This is a genomic window from Cupriavidus alkaliphilus (assembly GCF_900094595.1).
Taxonomy (GTDB): domain Bacteria; phylum Pseudomonadota; class Gammaproteobacteria; order Burkholderiales; family Burkholderiaceae; genus Cupriavidus; species Cupriavidus alkaliphilus.
In genome coordinates, this window is record NZ_FMAD01000009.1 from 224,548 (window position 1) to 241,704 (window position 17,157).

Annotated in this window: 17 protein-coding genes; 11 read left to right on the plus strand and 6 right to left on the minus strand. The window is 68.2% G+C overall.

What is annotated here, in order from left to right:
• The first annotated feature begins 24 nt into the window (after positions 1 to 24).
• The 4 genes from argG to GA0116996_RS19790 all read left to right on the plus strand — a co-directional run bounded on the left by argG (position 25) and on the right by GA0116996_RS19790 (position 4,780).
• A complete protein-coding gene (gene argG, locus GA0116996_RS19775; protein WP_012357049.1) occupies positions 25 to 1,350 on the plus strand; it encodes an argininosuccinate synthase in 1,326 nt (441 codons plus the stop codon).
• A 231-nt stretch (positions 1,351 to 1,581) separates the two neighbouring features.
• Positions 1,582 to 2,937, plus strand: a complete 1,356-nt coding sequence (locus GA0116996_RS19780; RefSeq protein WP_092315010.1) for an MFS transporter — start codon at positions 1,582 to 1,584, stop codon at positions 2,935 to 2,937.
• Between the two features lie 17 nt (positions 2,938 to 2,954).
• Entirely contained in the window at positions 2,955 to 3,548 is a 594-nt protein-coding gene (locus GA0116996_RS19785) for an RBBP9/YdeN family alpha/beta hydrolase (protein ID WP_092315012.1), read from the plus strand.
• A gap of 68 nt (positions 3,549 to 3,616) precedes the next feature.
• Positions 3,617 to 4,780, plus strand: a complete 1,164-nt coding sequence (locus tag GA0116996_RS19790) for a porin (RefSeq protein ID WP_092315014.1) — start codon at positions 3,617 to 3,619, stop codon at positions 4,778 to 4,780.
• A gap of 682 nt (positions 4,781 to 5,462) precedes the next feature.
• Here GA0116996_RS19790 and GA0116996_RS19795 read toward each other — a convergent pair.
• Positions 5,463 to 6,467 carry an AraC family transcriptional regulator gene (locus GA0116996_RS19795; RefSeq protein WP_092315016.1) on the minus strand — a complete coding sequence of 335 codons (1,005 nt, stop codon included), beginning with the start codon at positions 6,465 to 6,467 and terminating at the stop codon, positions 5,463 to 5,465.
• Between the two features lie 117 nt (positions 6,468 to 6,584).
• Here GA0116996_RS19795 and GA0116996_RS19800 point away from each other — a divergent pair, with 117 nt between their 5' ends.
• The 3 genes from GA0116996_RS19800 to GA0116996_RS19810 are packed head-to-tail and all read left to right on the plus strand — an operon-like array spanning position 6,585 to position 8,879.
• Positions 6,585 to 7,643 (plus strand): beta-keto acid cleavage family enzyme, encoded by a 1,059-nt coding sequence (locus GA0116996_RS19800; RefSeq protein ID WP_092315018.1) that lies wholly within the window; start codon positions 6,585 to 6,587, stop codon positions 7,641 to 7,643.
• A gap of 59 nt (positions 7,644 to 7,702) precedes the next feature.
• A complete protein-coding gene (locus GA0116996_RS19805) occupies positions 7,703 to 7,894 on the plus strand; it encodes a DUF1289 domain-containing protein (protein WP_092315020.1) in 192 nt (63 codons plus the stop codon).
• 10 nt (positions 7,895 to 7,904) lie between these two features.
• A complete protein-coding gene (locus GA0116996_RS19810; protein WP_092315022.1) occupies positions 7,905 to 8,879 on the plus strand; it encodes a tripartite tricarboxylate transporter substrate binding protein in 975 nt (324 codons plus the stop codon).
• A 68-nt stretch (positions 8,880 to 8,947) separates the two neighbouring features.
• Here GA0116996_RS19810 and GA0116996_RS19815 read toward each other — a convergent pair whose 3' ends face one another.
• The 3 genes from GA0116996_RS19815 to GA0116996_RS19825 are packed head-to-tail and all read right to left on the minus strand — an operon-like array spanning position 8,948 to position 12,463.
• A complete protein-coding gene (locus GA0116996_RS19815; RefSeq protein WP_092315024.1) occupies positions 8,948 to 10,594 on the minus strand; it encodes a fatty acid--CoA ligase in 1,647 nt (548 codons plus the stop codon).
• Positions 10,595 to 10,609: 15 nt separating this feature from the next.
• Complete coding sequence (locus GA0116996_RS19820; RefSeq protein ID WP_092315026.1) at positions 10,610 to 11,458, minus strand: TauD/TfdA dioxygenase family protein; 849 nt, start codon at positions 11,456 to 11,458, stop codon at positions 10,610 to 10,612.
• A 24-nt stretch (positions 11,459 to 11,482) separates the two neighbouring features.
• The gene (locus GA0116996_RS19825) at positions 11,483 to 12,463 is read right to left on the minus strand and encodes a quinone oxidoreductase family protein (RefSeq protein ID WP_092315028.1); all 981 of its coding nucleotides are present in this window, start codon (positions 12,461 to 12,463) and stop codon (positions 11,483 to 11,485) included.
• Positions 12,464 to 12,665: 202 nt separating this feature from the next.
• Between GA0116996_RS19825 and GA0116996_RS19830 the strand changes: the two genes are divergently transcribed.
• On the plus strand, positions 12,666 to 13,664 hold the full coding sequence (locus GA0116996_RS19830) for an AraC family transcriptional regulator (RefSeq protein WP_092315030.1): 999 nt from the start codon (positions 12,666 to 12,668) through the stop codon (positions 13,662 to 13,664).
• 12 nt (positions 13,665 to 13,676) lie between these two features.
• On the opposite strand, the gene GA0116996_RS19835 is transcribed toward GA0116996_RS19830, so the two are convergent.
• On the minus strand, positions 13,677 to 14,807 hold the full coding sequence (locus tag GA0116996_RS19835) for an oxidoreductase (protein WP_092315032.1): 1,131 nt from the start codon (positions 14,805 to 14,807) through the stop codon (positions 13,677 to 13,679).
• Positions 14,804 to 15,202: a RidA family protein gene (locus GA0116996_RS19840; RefSeq protein WP_092315034.1), complete on the minus strand. Its 399-nt coding sequence runs from the start codon at positions 15,200 to 15,202 to the stop codon at positions 14,804 to 14,806. Before GA0116996_RS19840 ends, GA0116996_RS19835 begins: the two co-directional genes overlap by 4 nt.
• Before the next feature lie 155 nt (positions 15,203 to 15,357).
• On the opposite strand from GA0116996_RS19840, the gene GA0116996_RS19845 reads away from it, so the two are divergent.
• The 3 genes from GA0116996_RS19845 to GA0116996_RS19855 are packed head-to-tail and all read left to right on the plus strand — an operon-like array spanning position 15,358 to position 17,096.
• Positions 15,358 to 16,245 (plus strand): LysR substrate-binding domain-containing protein, encoded by an 888-nt coding sequence (locus GA0116996_RS19845; protein ID WP_092315036.1) that lies wholly within the window; start codon positions 15,358 to 15,360, stop codon positions 16,243 to 16,245.
• A 42-nt stretch (positions 16,246 to 16,287) separates the two neighbouring features.
• Positions 16,288 to 16,551, plus strand: coding sequence for a type II toxin-antitoxin system HicB family antitoxin (locus GA0116996_RS19850; protein WP_092315038.1), 264 nt, complete (start codon positions 16,288 to 16,290; stop codon positions 16,549 to 16,551).
• On the plus strand, positions 16,548 to 17,096 hold the full coding sequence (locus tag GA0116996_RS19855) for an MOSC domain-containing protein (protein ID WP_092315040.1): 549 nt from the start codon (positions 16,548 to 16,550) through the stop codon (positions 17,094 to 17,096). Before GA0116996_RS19850 ends, GA0116996_RS19855 begins: the two co-directional genes overlap by 4 nt.
• The last annotated feature ends 61 nt before the right edge of the window (positions 17,097 to 17,157 follow it).

Genomic DNA, 17,157 nt, shown 5'->3' on the forward strand with positions numbered 1-17,157 from the left:
ACAAATTCACATTGATTTCTGGCGATGACTACCATCCTGCAGCACATTCCTACCGGCCAGCGCGTCGGTATCGCCTTCTCCGGCGGCCTTGACACCAGCGCGGCACTCCTCTGGATGCGCCAGAAGGGCGCTGTCCCCTACGCCTACACCGCCAACCTGGGCCAGCCCGACGAGCCCGACTACGACGACATCCCGCGCCGCGCCAAGGCCTACGGCGCCGAGGAAGCCCGCCTGGTCGACTGCCGCGCGCAGCTGGTGGCCGAGGGCATCGCCGCGCTGCAGTGCGGTGCCTTCCATATCTCCACCGCCGGCATCACCTACTTCAACACCACCCCGATCGGCCGCGCCGTCACCGGCACCATGCTGGTCGCCGCGATGAAGGAAGACGGCGTCAACATCTGGGGCGACGGCAGCACCTTCAAGGGCAACGACATCGAGCGCTTCTACCGCTACGGCCTGCTGACCAACCCCGGCCTGCAGATCTACAAGCCGTGGCTGGACCAGCAGTTCATCGACGAACTGGGCGGCCGCGCCGAGATGTCCGAGTTCATGCGCCAGAACGGCTTCGACTACAAGATGTCGGCCGAGAAGGCGTACTCGACCGACTCCAACATGCTGGGCGCGACCCACGAGGCCAAGGACCTGGAGCACCTGGATTCGGGCATCCGCATCGTCCAGCCGATCATGGGCGTGCAGTTCTGGCGCGATGACGTCGAAGTCAAGCGCGAGGAAGTCACCGTGCGCTTCGAGGAAGGCCAGCCGGTGGCGCTGAACGGCCAGACCTTCGCCAACGCCGTCGACCTGTTCATGGAAGCCAACCGCATCGGCGGCCGCCATGGCCTGGGCATGAGCGACCAGATCGAGAACCGCATCATCGAAGCCAAGAGCCGCGGCATCTACGAAGCCCCGGGCCTGGCGCTGCTGTTCATCGCCTACGAGCGCCTGATCACCGGCATCCACAACGAAGACACCATCGAGCAGTACCGCGACAACGGCCGCCGCCTGGGCCGCCTGCTGTACCAGGGCCGCTGGTTCGACCCGCAGGCCATCATGCTGCGTGAAACCGCCCAGCGCTGGGTCGCCGGCGCCATCACCGGCGAGGTCACCATCGAACTGCGCCGCGGCAACGACTACTCGATCCTGAACACCACCTCGCCCAACCTGACCTACAAGCCGGAACGGCTGACCATGGAAAAGGGCGAGTCGATGTTCACGCCGCTGGACCGCATCGGCCAGCTGACCATGCGCACGCTGGATATCGTCGATACGCGCGAGAAGCTGCAGACGTATGCCAAGACCGGCCTGCTGTCGACGCAGGTCAGCGCTTCGCTGCCGAAGCTGGAAGACTGAGCTTCGCGCTGCCCCGCCTGACCGCGGGACCGCCAGAAACCGGCACCTCAGGGTGCCGGTTTTTTTTGTCTCGGCGTTTTCCCCACCTGTCCCGTAATGTCAAGCGTACGTCCCGGAATATCAAACCGCGCTGTCCCGATCGCCAGATACTGGCTGCGCTCGCCCGCCACTTTGCGCGGGCACTGAACGCACGGCGGCGCCAAGACCGCCGCCCGGCTTCCGGAGACGCCCATGCCCAGATCCCGCCTTGCCCTTGCCGCCGCATCCGCCGCGCCGACGCCGGCCGCACCCGCGGCTGCCGGAACGCGCTATGCGTGGCTGGTCTTTGCGCTGACCTTTGCGCTGCTGCTGTCCGACTATATGTCGCGCCAGGTGCTCAATGCCGTGTTTCCGCTGCTGAAGGCCGAATGGCAGCTGGGGGATACGGAGCTGGGGGCACTCGGCGGGGTGGTGGCGCTGATGGTGGGCGTGCTGGCGATCCCGCTGTCGCTGCTGGCCGACCGCTGGGGCCGGGTGCGCAGCCTGATCCTGATGGCGGCGCTGTGGAGCCTGGCCACGCTGGGCTGCGCGCTGGCGGGCAGTTTCGGCCAGATGTTCCTGGCGCGGCTGTGCGTCGGCATCGGCGAGGCCGCATACGGCAGCGTCGGCATCGCGGTGGTGGTGTCGGTGTTCCCGCGCCACCTGCGCGCCAGCCTCAGCGCCGCGTTTATCGCCGGCGGCGCGTTCGGCTCGGTGCTGGGCATGGGACTGGGCGGCATCCTGTCCGCGCATTTCGGCTGGCGCATGGCCTTTGCCGGGATGGCCGCGTTCGGGCTGGCGATGGTGGCCTGCTACGCGCTGACGATCAGCGAGCAGCGGCTGCGCCGGCTGCAGCAGCGCATCGGCGCTGACAGCGAGCAAGGCAACAGCGATGCGGCCGCGGCGCGCCAGCTGGCGCCGCGCCGGATCGTGCGCGAGCTGCTGACGCTGCCGTCGATGCTCTGCGCCTGCGCCGGCAGCGCCTTGCAGCTGCTGGTGATGGCCGCGCTGCTGGCGTGGCTGCCAAGCTTCCTGGCGCGCGAGTACGGCATGGCCACCGGCCGTGCCGGCGCGGTGGCGGCGCTGCTGGTGCTGGTGGCCGGCGCCGGCATGGTGGCCTGCGGCGCGCTGACCGACCGCGTGGCGCGGCGCGCGCCCGGGCGCAAATGGCACATGGCCATCGGCTACAGCCTGGCCTGCTGCGTGCTGTTGATGACGGCGTTCCGGCTGCCCGCCGGCACCGCGCAACTGGTGCTGATCGGGGCGGGCATGCTGGTGGTGGGCGGCTGCGCCGGCCCGGCCAGCGCGATGGTGGCCAACCTGACGCGGCCCGCCATCCACGCCACCGCGTTTGCCACGCTGACGCTCATCAACAACCTGCTGGGCCTGGCGCCGGGCCCGTTCCTGACCGGCGTGCTGGCCGACCGCATCGGCCTGCCCGGCGCGCTGCAATGGATTCCGCTGGCCGGCGCCGCCGCCACGCTGCTGTTCTGTATCGGCCGCCGTCACTATGCCGCGGACCTGCGGCGCCTGGATGGCCAACCCGTGCCCCACGCCGTTCCTGCCTGACCCTTTCCGATCCCACCATGACTGCTACCCCCTCACCCACCATCCTGATGGTGCCGGGCCTGCGCGACCACGTCGCCGAGCACTGGCAGACCCTGCTGCAAGCCGAACTTCTGGACCAGGGACATGACGCCCGCTGCGTGCCGCCGCTTGAGCACGACAAGCTCAGCCGCGCCGCCCGCGTCGCCGCGCTCGAGACGGCGCTGGCAGCCATCGACGGGCCGGTGGTGCTGGTGGCACACAGCGCCGGCGTAATGATCACCGTGCATTGGGCGGCGCGGCACCGCCGTCCGATCCGGGGTGCGCTGCTGGTGACGCCGCCGGATTTCACGCAGCCGCTGCCGCCCGGCTATCCGGCGCAGCCGGACCTGGCGCAGGCCGGCTGGCTGCCGACGCCGCTGGCGCCATTGCCGTTCCCCAGCCTGGTGGCGGCCAGCCGCAACGATCCGCTGGCCAGCCGTGCGCGCGTCGCCGAGATGGCCGCCGCCTGGGGCAGCCGGCTGGTCGACCTGGGCAACGTCGGCCATCTCAACCCCGCCGCCGGCTACGGTCCATGGCCACGCGCCCATGCCTTGCTGGCGGAACTGGAGACACTGGTCGCACAGCAGGCCTGAGCGCGCCGCAGCGCGCGCCACAACAAGAGCATCCGGCCATCCAGGCCGGGCCAACAAGGAGGAGACCAATGAAAAACAGAAACGCCGTCATGGCGCTGATGCTGTCGTGCCCGCTGGCGGCCGCCGCGCAATCGTCGGTCACGCTGTATGGCGTGGCCGACATCAACGTCGAATACGTCAATCGCATCGGTGCGGTGCCGGTCGCGGCGAACGGCTTCAACCCGGGTCCCGGCGACAAGGTGTTCCGCATGGCTTCGGGCGGCCTGTCGGGCTCGCGCTGGGGCCTGCGCGGCATGGAGGACCTGGGCGCCGGATGGCAGGCCTCGTTCGTGCTGGAAAGCGGCTTCAGCGTCGACAACGGCACGCTGCAGCAGGGCGGGCGGCTGTTTGGCCGCCAGGCGTTCGTCGCGCTGCGGCACGCCGGCATCGGCCAGCTCAGCCTGGGCCGCCAGTACACGTCGATCTTCGAGGCCCTGGCAAATTTCTCGCCCACGGCTTATGCCACGCAATACGAACCGGTGGTGTTGCAGGCCGGCGCCAATTTCCGCGAGGACAACACCGTCAAGTACACCGGCCAGTTCGGCCCGCTGACGGCGCGCGCGCACTGGTCGTTCGGCGCCGGGCTGGCGCTGCCGCAGACGGTTGGCATTGCCACGCCGATCGGCGGCAACGGCGAAGTGCCCGGCCAGTTCCGCCGCGACACCGCCTATGGCGCCTCGCTCGCGTATGCCGCCGGACCGTTCGGCGCCACCGTCGGCTATGACCAGTGGAACCCGACCATCGGCACCAGCAGCGGCACCGTGCGCAAGGCCGTGGTGGGCGCCAGCTACACCTTTGGCCCGGCCAAGGTCATGGGCGGTTACCGCTGGGGCCAGAACAAGAACGCTGCCGACGTGGTGATCCAGCGCGACGACTATTACTGGATCGGCGCCACCTACCAGGTCAACCCGGCGGTGGGGCTGACGCTCGAATACAACTACGACAACGTCAGGAGCCTGTTCGGCGATACGCAGGTGGCCAATCCGTGGCAGATCGCCTTTGTTGCCACCTATGCGTTCTCGCGGCGCACCGATGTGTACCTGTCGACCGCCTACGCGCGCAACGCCGGGCTGATGCTGGAATCACTGGCCACGGTTTATGCCAACAGCCTGTCGCTGGGCAATAGCTATGCCGCGGGCAACGGGCAACGCAGTATGGTGGGGGTGGCGTTGGGGGTGAGGCATAAGTTTTGAATGTTGTTGGTGTGTGTCGTTATGCGGGCGGTTTTTGTGCTTGGCACACGTGGCTGTTTCGCCGGCGTAGCCGGCGAGTCACTTCTTGTCCAAGCGACAAGAAGTAACCAAGAAACGCGTCGCCTATGCGGCTGGCAATCCATTCCACGGTGTTGGTAGTTCGCACGGTGGTGCTTGCCGTTTGGGCGTGGTTGCCTGTTCGACCCTGCTACGCCATGTGAGTCAGGGATAGTGCCTTCGATAACCCACTATTGAACGATCCCCATGCAGGGCGTAGGCCGCCTGCTGCCAAACGACATCGCGGGGACGCCTACGGCTGCTGCGCGGGCTCAAAAGGCGCTGACGGGCATTGGGCGCTTGCGCGAAGCGCAGCCGAAGGCGTTGATGCGGTATCGCTCGCCAGCCCGGGCCACCGCCCTGCATGGGGATCGTCCAAAAGCCGGTTAACGAAGGCAGCGGTCCAGACTCACCTGGCGTAGCAGGGCCGAACGGGCACCCACATCCAAACGGCAAGCACCGCCGCCCATATGACCAGCGCCGCTCAATTTATAGCCAGCCGCTCAGGCGACGCGCTCTTTGCCTACTTTCTGTCGCTCGGACAGAAAGTAGGTCGCCGGCTACGCCGGCGAAACAGCCACGCCCGCCAAGCACCAAAACCCCCCGTATAGCGAAAAGCCCAAAATCAATCCCCCCCATCCCCCCGCCACGCCGACACACTGCGCCCGAAGCGCCCGCTGAACCAGCGCGAGAACGCGCTCAGCGACGAAAACCCCAGCAGCGCGGCCACTTCCGACAGCGGCCGCTCGCGGTTTTCCAGGTAGCGGATCACCAGGTCGGCGCGGGCCTCGGCGAGGATGTCGGAGTAGGTGGTGTGCGCCTGGCCGAGGCGCCGGTGCACGGTGCGGCGGTCGACGCTGAGATGCTGGGCCACGCGCTCCACCGAGCACAGGCCGGTCGGCAGCAACGCGTACACCAGCTTGCGCACCATGTCCGGCATGGTGGCCGCGGTCGATTGCGCCAGCAGCGTGCCGAGATACTGCTTCACCTGCTGCGCCATCACCGGGTCGTACGACGGCAACGGTGCTTCCAGGTCCGCGGCCTGGCAGACGATGCCGTCGAAGTCCTGGTTGAACGAGCCGGCCATGCCAAACACGCGCGCGTACGTCGCCGTGCTGGCCGGCGCCGGATGCGTGAAGCAGATGCTGCGCGGGCGCCACGATGGCCCCAGGAACAGCTTCAGCATGCGGAATACCACACCCACCGCCAGGTCGGTGGCCTGGCGCAGGGTGCCCGGCGCTTCGCTGAGGACCTGCAGCCGGATCATCACCAGGTCATCGCTGTCTTCGACGCGCATCGCCAGCGATTCATTCTGCAGGCCCATGTAGCGCACCATCGACTCCAGCGCGCGGCGCAGCGTCGGTTCCTCGCGCACCACGAAGGCCAGCGGGCCCAGGTTGGAGAACTCGCGCAGCTCGGCCATGCGCAGGCCGAAATCGTCGGCCCCGGCGGCGCGCGCCGATGCATCCAGCAGGCGGCCCACCGATGCCGCCGGGATGCGGATATCGGGGTCCAGCAGCGCCGAGCGGTTGATCTTCGCGGCCCTGAGCTGCTGGTACGGATCCAGCCCCAGCGCACGCGCGACTTCGACGTAGTTGGTCAGGCTGGCACTGCGCAGGTAGTAGGACATGACAACGGCTTCCGGGCTTTCCCTGAGTGTCCCGAAATGTAAATCGGTTGTCCCGGATCGTCAAATCGCCGCGGTCCGTTGATCGATACTCCAGTCACCAACCAACCGGAGCGATCTATGCAATTCCTCGACGATTCCCTGCACCCCGAGAACATGGACAAGGTGGTGATCACCGTGGCCCCGTATGGCCCCGAGTGGATGCCGCAGGACTTCCCCGAGGACATCCCGGTCACCATGGAAGAACAGGTGCAGAAGGCGGTCGATTGCTACAACGCCGGCGCCACCGTGCTGCACCTGCATGTGCGCGAACTCGACGGCAAGGGCTCCAAGCGCCTGTCCAAGTTCAACGAGCTGATCGCCGGCGTGCGCGCCGCGGTGCCGGACATGATCATCCAGGTCGGCGGCTCGATCTCGTTCGCGCCGGAAGACGACGGCCAGGAGGCCAAGTGGCTGTCCGACGACACCCGCCACATGCTGGCCGAGCTGCAGCCCAAGCCGGACCAGGTCACCGTGGCCATCAACACCACGCAGATGAACATCATGGAGCTGCTCTATCCCGAGTACCTGAAGGGAACCTCGCTGGAGCACCCGGCCTACCAGGCCGCCTATCGCGAGATGACCGTGCCGGCGGGCCCGGGCTGGGTCGAAGAGCACCTGCGCCGGCTGCAGGCCTCGGGCATCCAGCCGCACTTCCAGCTCACCGGCATGCATGCGCTGGAAACGCTGGAGCGGCTGGTGCGCGCGGGCGTCTACACCGGCCCGCTGAACCTGACCTGGATCGGCATCGGCGGCGGCTTTGACGGCCCCAACCCGTTCAACTTCTTCAACTTCGTGCACCGCGCCCCGGACGGCTGCACGCTGACCGCCGAGTCGCTGCTGAAGAACGTGCTGCCGTTCAACATGATGGCGATGGCGATGGGCCTGCACCCGCGCTGCGGCATCGAGGACACCATCATCGACCAGCACGGCAAGCGCATGACCTCGGTGCAGCAGATCGAGCAGTGCGTGCGCGTGGCGCGCGAACTGGGCCGCGAGATCGCCTCCGGCCAGGAAGCGCGCGAGATCTACCGCATCGGCACCTGGTACGACAGCGCCGAGGCCACGCTGCAGGCCAACGGCATGGCCCCCAACCGCAAGTCGGGGCAGAAGAACCTGCCGCTGCGCGCGGCGGCCTGACGGCCGTGGGCCGGGCAGGCGCACCGCCGGCCCGGTGCCAGGCATGACCGGAGTCCGCGATGCATCACCCCGACGCCCTCGCCAATCCCTGCATCAACATTTGCCGGATGGATCTTGCCAACCGCTATTGCCAGGGTTGCGGCCGGACCCGGCTTGAAATCGGCCGCTGGCTGCGGATGAGCGAGGCCGAACGCGCGCAGGTCCTGGCCGCGGTGCCTGCGCGCCGGGCAAGCAGCAGCCATACTACATAACGGAGACAACATGACCACCCGCCCCGCCTTCCTGCTGCGCATCGCCGCCGCCGCGGCCAGCCTCGCGCTGGCCGCGCCCTCTGCCATGGCCTGGACCGGCAAGCCGGTCCGGATGCTGGTGCCGGCGCCGGCCGGCGGCACCATGGATGTACTCGCGCGGCTGCTGGCGGACCAGCTGTCGGCGGACCTCGGCCAACCGGTGGTGGTCGACAACAAGCCCGGCGCCGGCGGTGGCATCGCCATCACCACCATGCTGGCGGCGCCCGCCGATGGCCAGACCATCATGGTCACCGCCAGCAACGTGCTGACCGAGGTGCCGCACGTGCTCAAGCCTGCGTTCGATCCGCTCAAGGATGTGCGCCCCGTTGCCGCCGTAGCGCGCTCGCGCATGGTGATGATCGGCGCGCCCGGCCTGCCGGCCAGGGATTTGAAGAGCCTGGTCGGCTATGCGCGCGCCAATCCGGGCAAGCTCAGCTTTGCCTCGTACAGCGCCGGCACCGCCTCGCACTACGCCGGCATGATCATGAACCAGAAGGCCGGGCTGGACCTGCAGCACGTGCCCTTCGCCGGCTCGGCGCCCGCGCTGGCGCAGGTCATGGGCAACCAGATCGCGGTGATGTACGACGGCATGGTGACCTCGCTGCCGATGATCCGCGCCGGCAAGGTGCAGGTCTACGCCGTGGCGTCGAAGAGCCGCTCGGCGCTGCTGCCACAGGTGCCGACCTTCGCCGAACTGGGCTACCCGGAGATGGAGTTCAGCAACTGGGTGGGAGTGATTGCGTCGTCGAAACTGTCGCCTGAACTGGCGCAGAAGATCCATGCGGCGGCCTACAAGGCTGCTTCCGCGGCCAGGGTGCGCGAGCGCATGGAGGCGCTTGGCTACGAGCCGCTGCCGGCGCAGCCGTTGCCGCAGTTGAGCGAGTCGGTGGGCACGGAGTTCGAGCGCAATGCCGGCATCGTCAGGGCCTTTAATATCCAGCCCTGAATCCCTGCCTGCCAACGCAAACAGGGCAGCCTCGGACGAGGCTGCCCTGTTGCTTTCCTGCTGCCCGTTCAGGCTCCGGTGCTGCGCAAGCGCTTCTTGTCGATCTTGCCGACGCTGGTCTTCGGGATCGCGTCGACAAACACGATCCGCTCAGCTTCCGGCACCGCATACTTGCTGAGCCGGTTGGCCTCGACGCGCTCCAGCAGAAACGCGCGAATCGCCTCCGCGGTGACCGTGGCGCCAGGCATGCGCACCACGTATGCCATCGGCCGCTCGCCCCACCGCGCGTCCGGCACGCCGATGACCGCGCACTCCTGCACGCCCGGCACCTGCGTGACCAGGCTCTCGACCTCGATCGACGAGACCCACTCGCCGCCGGTCTTGATCACGTCCTTGATCCGGTCAACGATCTGCACGAAGCCGTCGGCGCCCATCACCGCGATGTCCTGCGTATGCAGGTAGCCGCCGGCCCACAGCTCGGCCGATGCCTCGGCTTTGCCGTGGTATGCCCGGGTCAGGAACGGCGCGCGCAGCACGATCTCGCCGCGCGCCCTGCCGTCGCGCGGCACGTCGTGCATGGACTCGTCCACCAGGCGGAAGTCCACCATGGCCACCGGACGGCCGGTCGAGCAGCGCATGCGCACTTCGGTCTCGCGATCGGCACTGGCGTGGCCCGGGGGCAACTGCGCCAGCGCGACGATGGGCCCGGTCTCCGACATGCCATAGCCGGCAAACACATCCATGCCGCGCGCGAGCGCGGCCTCGCACAACGCCGGCGGCAGCGCCGAGCCGCCGATGATCAGTTTCCAGCCCGACAGATCCTGGCCGCTTGCCTGCGCCGCCTGCAACAGCATCTGCAGCAAGGTCGGCACGCAGTGCGAGAACGTGACCCGCTCGGTCTCGCGCAAGCGCAGCAAGACGTCCGGCGCGTAGCGCCCCGGCAGCACGATGCGCAGCCCGAGCATGACCGCGACATAGGGGATGCCCCAGGCCAGCACGTGGAACATCGGCGTGATCGGCATGTAGACGTCTTCGCGGTGCAGGCGCTGCCCTTCGCGCGGCGCGCACAGGCTGGTGGCCGACGCCAGCGCATGCAGCACGATGTCGCGATGGCTGTAGCACACGCCCTTGGGGTCGCCGGTGGTGCCGGTGGTGTAGAAGGTGGCGGCGCGCGTGTTCTCGTCGAACTCGGGGAAGTCGAAGTCGGGTGAGGCCGCTTGCAGCAGCGTCTCGTACTCCCCGCAAAACGGCAGCGAGGTCGGCGGCATCTGCTGGCCGTCGGCCAGCAGGACAAGGCTGCGCACGCTGGTCAGCTGGCCGCGGATCTCTTCCATCACCGGCAGGAAGTCCGGATGGAGCAGCACCACCTCGGCGCCGGAATCGTTCAGCGTGTACAGGATCTGCTGCGCCGACAGCCGCACGTTGACCGTGAACAGCGTCGCGCCCATCATCGGCACGCCGAAATAGCACTCCAGATAGCGATGACTGTCCCAGTCCATCACCGCCACGGTGGTGCCGTGCGCCACGCCCTGCGCAGCCAGCGCGGAGGCGAGCCGGCCAACGCGCTGGCGGAACTCGCGATAGCTGTGGCGCAGCTGTCCGCGATACGTGATCTGCTGGTCGCCGTACAGCGACAGCGAATTGAGCAGCAGTTGCCGCACGAGCAGGGGATAGGCATAGGCCTGCGGTGCCGCAGGCACGAGATGTGGTTGCATGGCTGTGTCCCTCCGTCAGAACGGCACGTCGCCGATGATGCCGGCGCGCTCCATCTTGCGCACCGTGGGCGCATAGTCCTGCACCGCGTAGTGCTGCGTGCAGCGGTTATCCCAGATTGCGACGCTGTGCTTTTTCCAGCGCCAGCGCACCTGGTACTCCGGGATCTCGGCCTGCGCGCACAGGTAGTGCAGCAGGTCGCCCGCGCCGGGCATGAAGTCCTTGCCGAAGCGGATCACGTCGCCGCGGTGGTAGTTGGCGAAGTGCGAGGTGAAGGCGTTGACGAACAGGATCTTCTCGCCGGTTTCCGGATGGGTGCGCACCACCGGATGCTCCACCATCGGGAATTGCGCCGCCAGCGCGGCGCGCTTCTCCGGCGCCATGTTGGCGCCGAAGGTGTGTTCGATGCTGTGCTTGGCGCGCAGCCCTTCGATGCGCGCCTTGATGTCCTGCGGCAGGCGCCGGTAGGCTTCGCCCATGTTGACCCAGATGGTGTCGCCGCCGACCGCCGGCGTCTCCACGCAGCGCAGCACGCATCCCATCGGCGGCGCCTGGCGCCAGGTGGCATCGCAATGGAAGGCATTCTCGTAGTGCTCGACCTTGCTGTCGGGCGACTTGTAGATCTGCACCAGCCCCGGGTGCTCCGGGTCGCTGCCCACCACCGGGTGGTCTTCCAGTTCGCCGAACTGGCGCGCAAAGGCGACGTGCTCGGCGCGGGTGATGTCCTGGTCGCGCAGGAACAGGACCTTGTGCTGCAGCAGCAGCGCCTTGATTTCAGCGAACAGGCCGGCGTCGCGCGAGGCATCGGCCAGGCTGACGCCGGTGAGTTCGGCGCCGATGGTGCAGGTCAGCGGTTCCGCATGCATGGTTTGTCTCCTCTTTCTTTGTTTTCAGATGACGAAGATCGATGATCCGGTGGTGCGGCGCGCTTCCAGGTCCTGGTGCGCCTGGACCGCGTCTTCCAGCGCATAGCGCTGGTTGATGCCGATCTGGATGCGCCCCGCGGCGACGTGGCCGAAGATCTCGTCGGCCAGCGCCTGCTTTTCCGCGGGATCGGCGATGTAGTCGGCCAGCGCGGGCCGGGTCAGGAACAGCGAGCCCTTCATCGCCAGCAGCGCCGGATCGAACGGCGGCACCGGGCCGGAGGCGGTGCCCACGCAGACCATGGTGCCGCGGCGGCGCAGTGAGTCCAGCGAGCCCATGAAGGTGGTCTTGCCGACGCTGTCGAACACCACCGCCACGCCCACGCCATCGGTCAGCTCGCGCACACGTTTGGCCACGTCCTCGCGGGTGTAGTAGATGATGTGGTCGCAGCCGTGCGCGCGCGCCACCTCGGCCTTGGCCTCGGTCGACACCGTGCCGATCACGGTCAGCCCCAGCAGCCGGGCCCACTGCGACACGATCAGTCCGACCCCGCCCGCTGCCGCGTGCAGCAGGATGGTGTCGCCGGCCTGGAACGGATGGATGCGGCGCATCAGGTAGGCCGAGGTCAGCCCGCGCATGGTCATCGCCGCCGCGGTTTCGAAGGCGATGCTGTCGGGCAGGCGGATCAGCGGCGCGGCGGGCACCAGGCGCTCGGTGCTGTACGCGCCCAGCGTGTTGACGAAGCCGGTGTAGGTGACGCGGTCGCCCGGCGCTACGTTGGTCACGCCCGCTCCCACCGACACCACCACGCCGGCGGCTTCGACGCCCATGCCGCTGGGCAGCGGCACGGGATAGGTGCCGTTGCGGAAATAGGTATCGGCGTAGTTCAGGCCCACCGCGACGTGGCGGATGCGAACCTGTCCAGGTCCGGGCTCGCCGACTTCCATGGGTTCGTAGCGCAGCACTTCGGGGCCGCCGGTCTCATACATGCGGACGACATTTGCCATGATTCTGGTCTCCTGGAATTAGCGTTGGTGCAGGGTGCCCTGCACATGCCTGCCACTGTAGGGAGCGCGGGCCGGTCCGGCTTTGCATTGGCTACCGCTGACTTTGCATTTCATGCCAGGAGGCCTATGATCCTGCTGCGGCGGGCCGGCAGCCCCCCGCAATGGCGCAGGACATCGCAACGCATCGCAAGGCAGGATCCGCTTGGAAACGCTCATACGTGCCGCCGCACTGACCAACTTCCTGGAGGTATCGCGCGACCTCGGCCTGGACCCGCAGCCGCTGCTGCGCCAGGCCCGGTTGCGCCGCGCCTGGCTCGACGACCCCGACCAGCGGGTGCCGCTCGGCGCCTGCGTGGCGCTGCTGGAAGCCGCCGCGCAGGCCTCGGGCTGCATCACGTTCGGGCTGCGCATGGCGGAGTCGCGCCAGCTGTCGGACTTTGGCGTGATGAGCCTGCTGATCAGCCAGCAGCCCACGCTGCGCGCCGCGCTGGCCACCACCATCCGCTATCGGCACCTGGTCAACGATTCGGTGGCGCTGTTGCTCGAGGACGCCGGCAGCGCCGTGGTGATCCGCCAGGAAGTGCTGAGCGACGCGCCCTCGCGGCAGGCCACCGAGCTGGCCATCGGTGTCGTGTTCCGCATGTGCGCGCTGCTGCTGGGGCCGCGCTGGCAGCCGATCGCGGTGAGCTTCACGCATGCGGCGCCGGCCGACCTGCGCGTCCATCGCCGGCTGTTCGGCTGCCCGCTGGAGTTCGATGCGGACTGCAATGGCATCGTCTGCCGCGCCGCCGACCTCGACGCTCCCAACCCCGGTGCGGATCCCGTCATGGCGCGCTATGCGCAGCAGTTCATCGATACCCTGCCGCGCGCCAACCCGCAGTCGATCGGCCACGAAGTGCGCGCCGCCATCTACCTGATGCTGCCGATGGGCCGCGCCACCTGCGAGGCCGTGGCCGAGGGCCTGGGCCTGAGCCTGCGCACCATGCAACGCCAGCTCGACGACGCGGGCGAGACCTTCACTGGCATCCTCAACGACGTGCGGCGCGAGCTGGCGCGACGCTATGTCGAGAACCCGCGCTATTCGCTGCTGCGCGTGTCGCAGCTGCTGGGCTACGGCTCGGCCAGCGCCTTCACGCGCTGGTTCTCGGCGCAGTTCGGCACGGCTCCGGCCAACTGGCGCAGGGATCGCGCAGGACGGTAGCGCGGCAAGGCATCAGCCCGCCAACGCTGCCGGGACCTCGCGCAGCGCCAGTTCCGTGTCCTTGATGCCCGCCAGCGGCGCCAGCACCGCCGCATCGAACGGCCGCACCGGTTGTCCCGCGTGCACCCGCGCCGGCCAGTCCGGATTCGCCAGCGCCCCGCGCCCGAGCGCAACCAGCGTTGCACCCTGCTTCAGCATGCCCGCCGCGCGCACCGGATCCGCGAGGCTGCCGTTCGCAACGATGGCCAGCCCCGGCGCCGCGCGCCGGGCATGCTGCACCAGCGACGCATTGCCGTCGGCGAAGGCGGGCTGCCAGGCTTCATGCTCGGTCACATGGAGGTAGTCGACGCCGCTTGCCGCAATGCCGGCAAACACCGCGGCAGCGCCCTCTGCGCCTTCGGGCCACTGGTAGGTAAAGTCATTGACCTTGGCCTGCGAGATGCGCACGCCGACGATGACATCGCTGCCCACCGCGGCGCGCACGGCACGGATCGTCTCCAGCATCATGCGCATGCGCCGCGCGATGCCGCCGCCCCAGGCGTCCTGGCGCTGGTTGGTATGGCCGTTGAGGAACTGGTCGAGCAGGTAGCCGTTGGCGCCGTGGATCTCCACGCCGTCGAAGCCGGTCTCGCGGGCCCGCCGCGCCGCTTGCGCAAACCCGTCGATGGCTTGCAAGATTTCTGCCTCGTCCATCGCGCGCGGCGTACGGAATGCGCCCGTGCCGCCATACGCGCTCAGCTGCCGGCCCCTGGGCTGCACGGCCGAAGGGCCGGCGGTATCGTCGCGGAAGGGGTTGACCTGCGACAGCGCCCCCGCATGCATCAGCTGCGCGACCATACGGCCGCCGGCCCGGTGGACCGCGTCCACGATCCCGCGCCAGCCCTGCGCCTGCTGCGCGTCGGTCAGTCCCGGCTGGCCGGCATAACCCTGCGCATAGGCGCGGTCGGTATAGATGCCCTCGCTGACGATCAGGCCAAAGCCGCCGCGGGCAAAGCCCTCGTAATAGCGGCGCATGGCCTCGGTGGGGACGCCGGTGTCGGTGGCGCTGATGCGCGTCATCGGCGCCACCACCAGGCGGTTGCGCAACGGTACGCCGTTCAGCGCCGGCGTATCGAACAGCGAAGGCGCGGCGGGCGTGGTCATTGCTCGCCCTCCGTGGTCAGGGCGATGGCTTCGATCTCGATCATCGCGTCCGGCGAATACAGTGCCGAGACTTCGACGATGGTATCGGCCGGATAGGGCGCGGAAAACCACTTGCGGCGCAGCGCGACGATCTTCGGGAAGTATTCCATCGACGTCAGGAAGATCGTCACCTTGGCCACGCGGTCCAGCCCCGAGCCGCCCGCCTTCAGCGCGCGCCTGAGGTTGCGGAAGGCCTGCTCGGCCTGCGCGTCGAAGTCGCCGCGCCCGACGATGGCGCCATCGTCGCCAACGCCGGCCTGGCCGGAAACGAACAGCAGGCCGCCGGCGCGAATGGCCTGGGACAGCAGGTAGGGGGCATAGGGATCGGGCTGGGTGTGGACTTGTTCCAGGTGCATCGCTGACTCCGGTAATGATTTAGTAAAATTCATCTTTCTATCGGGCTGAGCGTCTTGCGGGCCAGCCGATATGCCAAGTATCGGAGCCGGTATCGGCCGCGACAAATGGTCGCTTTTCAGTCGATGCATGAGACAAATTCATCCATGGAGACACCTTGCGCAAACTGCCGCCCCTCGGCGCCCTGCGCGCCTTCGAAGCCGCCGCCCGCCGCGCCAGCTTCAAGCACGCCGCCGACGAACTGCACGTCACGCCGACGGCCATCAGCCACCAGATCCGCGCGCTGGAAGAGAGCCTGGGCGTGAGGTTGTTCGAGCGCCAGACCCGCAAGGTGCGGCTGACGGCGGCCGGGCATCAGTTGTTCCCCGCGGTGCGGGACGGCCTCGACGGCATGGAGCGCGCGGTGCAGGCGGTGCAGCGCAGCGGCCGCCCGCACGTAGCCACGCTGACATCGACGGTGGCGTTCATGGCCAGGCGGCTCGCGCCGCTCGCCGGGCAGTTCCGGGCCGCGCATCCCGACTGGACCCTGCGCCTCGATGCCTCGGACCAGGTCGTCGACCTGGACCACGATGCGGATGCGGCGATCCGCTACGGCAGCGGCAGCTATCCCGGCCTGGTGACCGAGCCGTTGTTCCGCGACCGCTTTGCACCGGTTTGCAGCCCCGCCCTGAAACCGGCATCCATGCAGGACCTGAAGCACGCCACGCTGGTCCACTTCGAATGGGGTGCTGCCGCGCGCGATGATGCGCGCGCACCGGTCTGGCGCCACTGGCTGGCGCAGGCCGGCGTCGAGGTGGCCGATCCGCAGGCTGGCCTGCGCTTTACCGACGAGATCCACGCGGTGCAGGCCACCATCGCCGGACAGGGCGTGGGCCTGCTCAGCCTGACGCTGGTGGCGGAAGAACTGGCGTCGGGCGCGCTGGTGCAGCCCTTTGACCTGGCGCTGGAGAGCTTTCGCTATGACCTGGTCTACAGCGAGCGGGCGGTGGAGCGTCCGGCCACGCGGTTGCTGCGGGACTGGGTGAGAGGGGTGTTTGCAGAGTAAGGCCTGGTCTAGGTACAGTGGCACAACGCCATTGGATTACTCATGCTATATCCCGTACATATCGAGCCCGGTGATGCGACGCACGCGTACGACATCACCGTGCCGGATTTCCCGGGCTGTTTCTCCGCTGCTGACGATTGGCCCGAGATCCCAGGCAAAGTCCAGGAGGCCGCCGAAGCGTATTATGCCGATGGCGCACCTATACCCGAACCTTCGGACCGGCTACGGTGGGTTGAGAGCCGTCAGTTCGAGGGTGGATTCTGGCTACTCGTTGAAATCGCCCTGTCGCGTGGGAGCATCGATTGAGCACATTCCCCACCGTTCTCGCTGTGGCTGCCGCGGCCACGCACGAGTTTTCCAAGCTTCTGCGCGCCGAGATCCGGCTGCTCGAAGGCCTTGGCGTCGAAGGCGACGCGCATGCAGGCCATACCGTCAAGCACCGATCGCGCGTGCGTATTGATCCGACCCAGCCCAACCTGCGGCAGGTCCACCTCATCGGCACGGAACTCCACGCGGAGCTACTGCGCGCCGGCTTTGACATCGGTTCCGCAGACTTGGGCGAGAACATCACGACGCAGGGCCTGGACCTGCATGCGCTGCCCGTTGGCACGCGGTTGCGGCTCGGATCCAGCGCGGTGGTCGAGCTGACCGGCCTGCGCAACCCGTGTGGCCAGATCGAGGCGTTTCGGCCCGGTCTTCTGGCGCAGGTGTTGAGCCGGACCCCCGACGGCACGCTGGTCCGCAAGGCAGGCGTCATGGGTGTCGTGATCGCGGGCGGCGTGGTGCGGCCGGGCGATGCCATTGCGGTCGGTTTGCCGGCACCACCCCATCGCTTGCTCGACCGCGTCTAGCGGCGGATTGCGTGCGCCACGCCATGCCTGCGGCGTACACTGTGGCCCCGACTGTCGGAGA

Bases quoted from the DNA above. Each gene is read 5' to 3' on its own strand.
- GA0116996_RS19820 (WP_092315026.1), bottom strand. From the start codon at position 11,458: ATGCATGCGGAACCGCTGACCTGCACCATCGGCGCCGAACTCACCGGC.
- GA0116996_RS19825 (WP_092315028.1), bottom strand. From the start codon at position 12,463: ATGGCAAATGTCGTCCGCATGTATGAGACCGGCGGCCCCGAAGTGCTG.
- GA0116996_RS19790 (WP_092315014.1), top strand. From the start codon at position 3,617: ATGAAAAACAGAAACGCCGTCATGGCGCTGATGCTGTCGTGCCCGCTG.
- GA0116996_RS19805 (WP_092315020.1), top strand. From the start codon at position 7,703: ATGCATCACCCCGACGCCCTCGCCAATCCCTGCATCAACATTTGCCGG.
- GA0116996_RS19800 (WP_092315018.1), top strand. From the start codon at position 6,585: ATGCAATTCCTCGACGATTCCCTGCACCCCGAGAACATGGACAAGGTG.
- GA0116996_RS19780 (WP_092315010.1), top strand. From the start codon at position 1,582: ATGCCCAGATCCCGCCTTGCCCTTGCCGCCGCATCCGCCGCGCCGACG.
- GA0116996_RS19815 (WP_092315024.1), bottom strand. From the start codon at position 10,594: ATGCAACCACATCTCGTGCCTGCGGCACCGCAGGCCTATGCCTATCCC.
- GA0116996_RS19795 (WP_092315016.1), bottom strand. From the start codon at position 6,467: ATGTCCTACTACCTGCGCAGTGCCAGCCTGACCAACTACGTCGAAGTC.
- GA0116996_RS19840 (WP_092315034.1), bottom strand. From the start codon at position 15,202: ATGCACCTGGAACAAGTCCACACCCAGCCCGATCCCTATGCCCCCTAC.
- argG (WP_012357049.1), top strand. From the start codon at position 25: ATGACTACCATCCTGCAGCACATTCCTACCGGCCAGCGCGTCGGTATC.
- GA0116996_RS19810 (WP_092315022.1), top strand. From the start codon at position 7,905: ATGACCACCCGCCCCGCCTTCCTGCTGCGCATCGCCGCCGCCGCGGCC.
- GA0116996_RS19835 (WP_092315032.1), bottom strand. From the start codon at position 14,807: ATGACCACGCCCGCCGCGCCTTCGCTGTTCGATACGCCGGCGCTGAAC.
- GA0116996_RS19850 (WP_092315038.1), top strand. From the start codon at position 16,288: ATGCTATATCCCGTACATATCGAGCCCGGTGATGCGACGCACGCGTAC.
- GA0116996_RS19785 (WP_092315012.1), top strand. From the start codon at position 2,955: ATGACTGCTACCCCCTCACCCACCATCCTGATGGTGCCGGGCCTGCGC.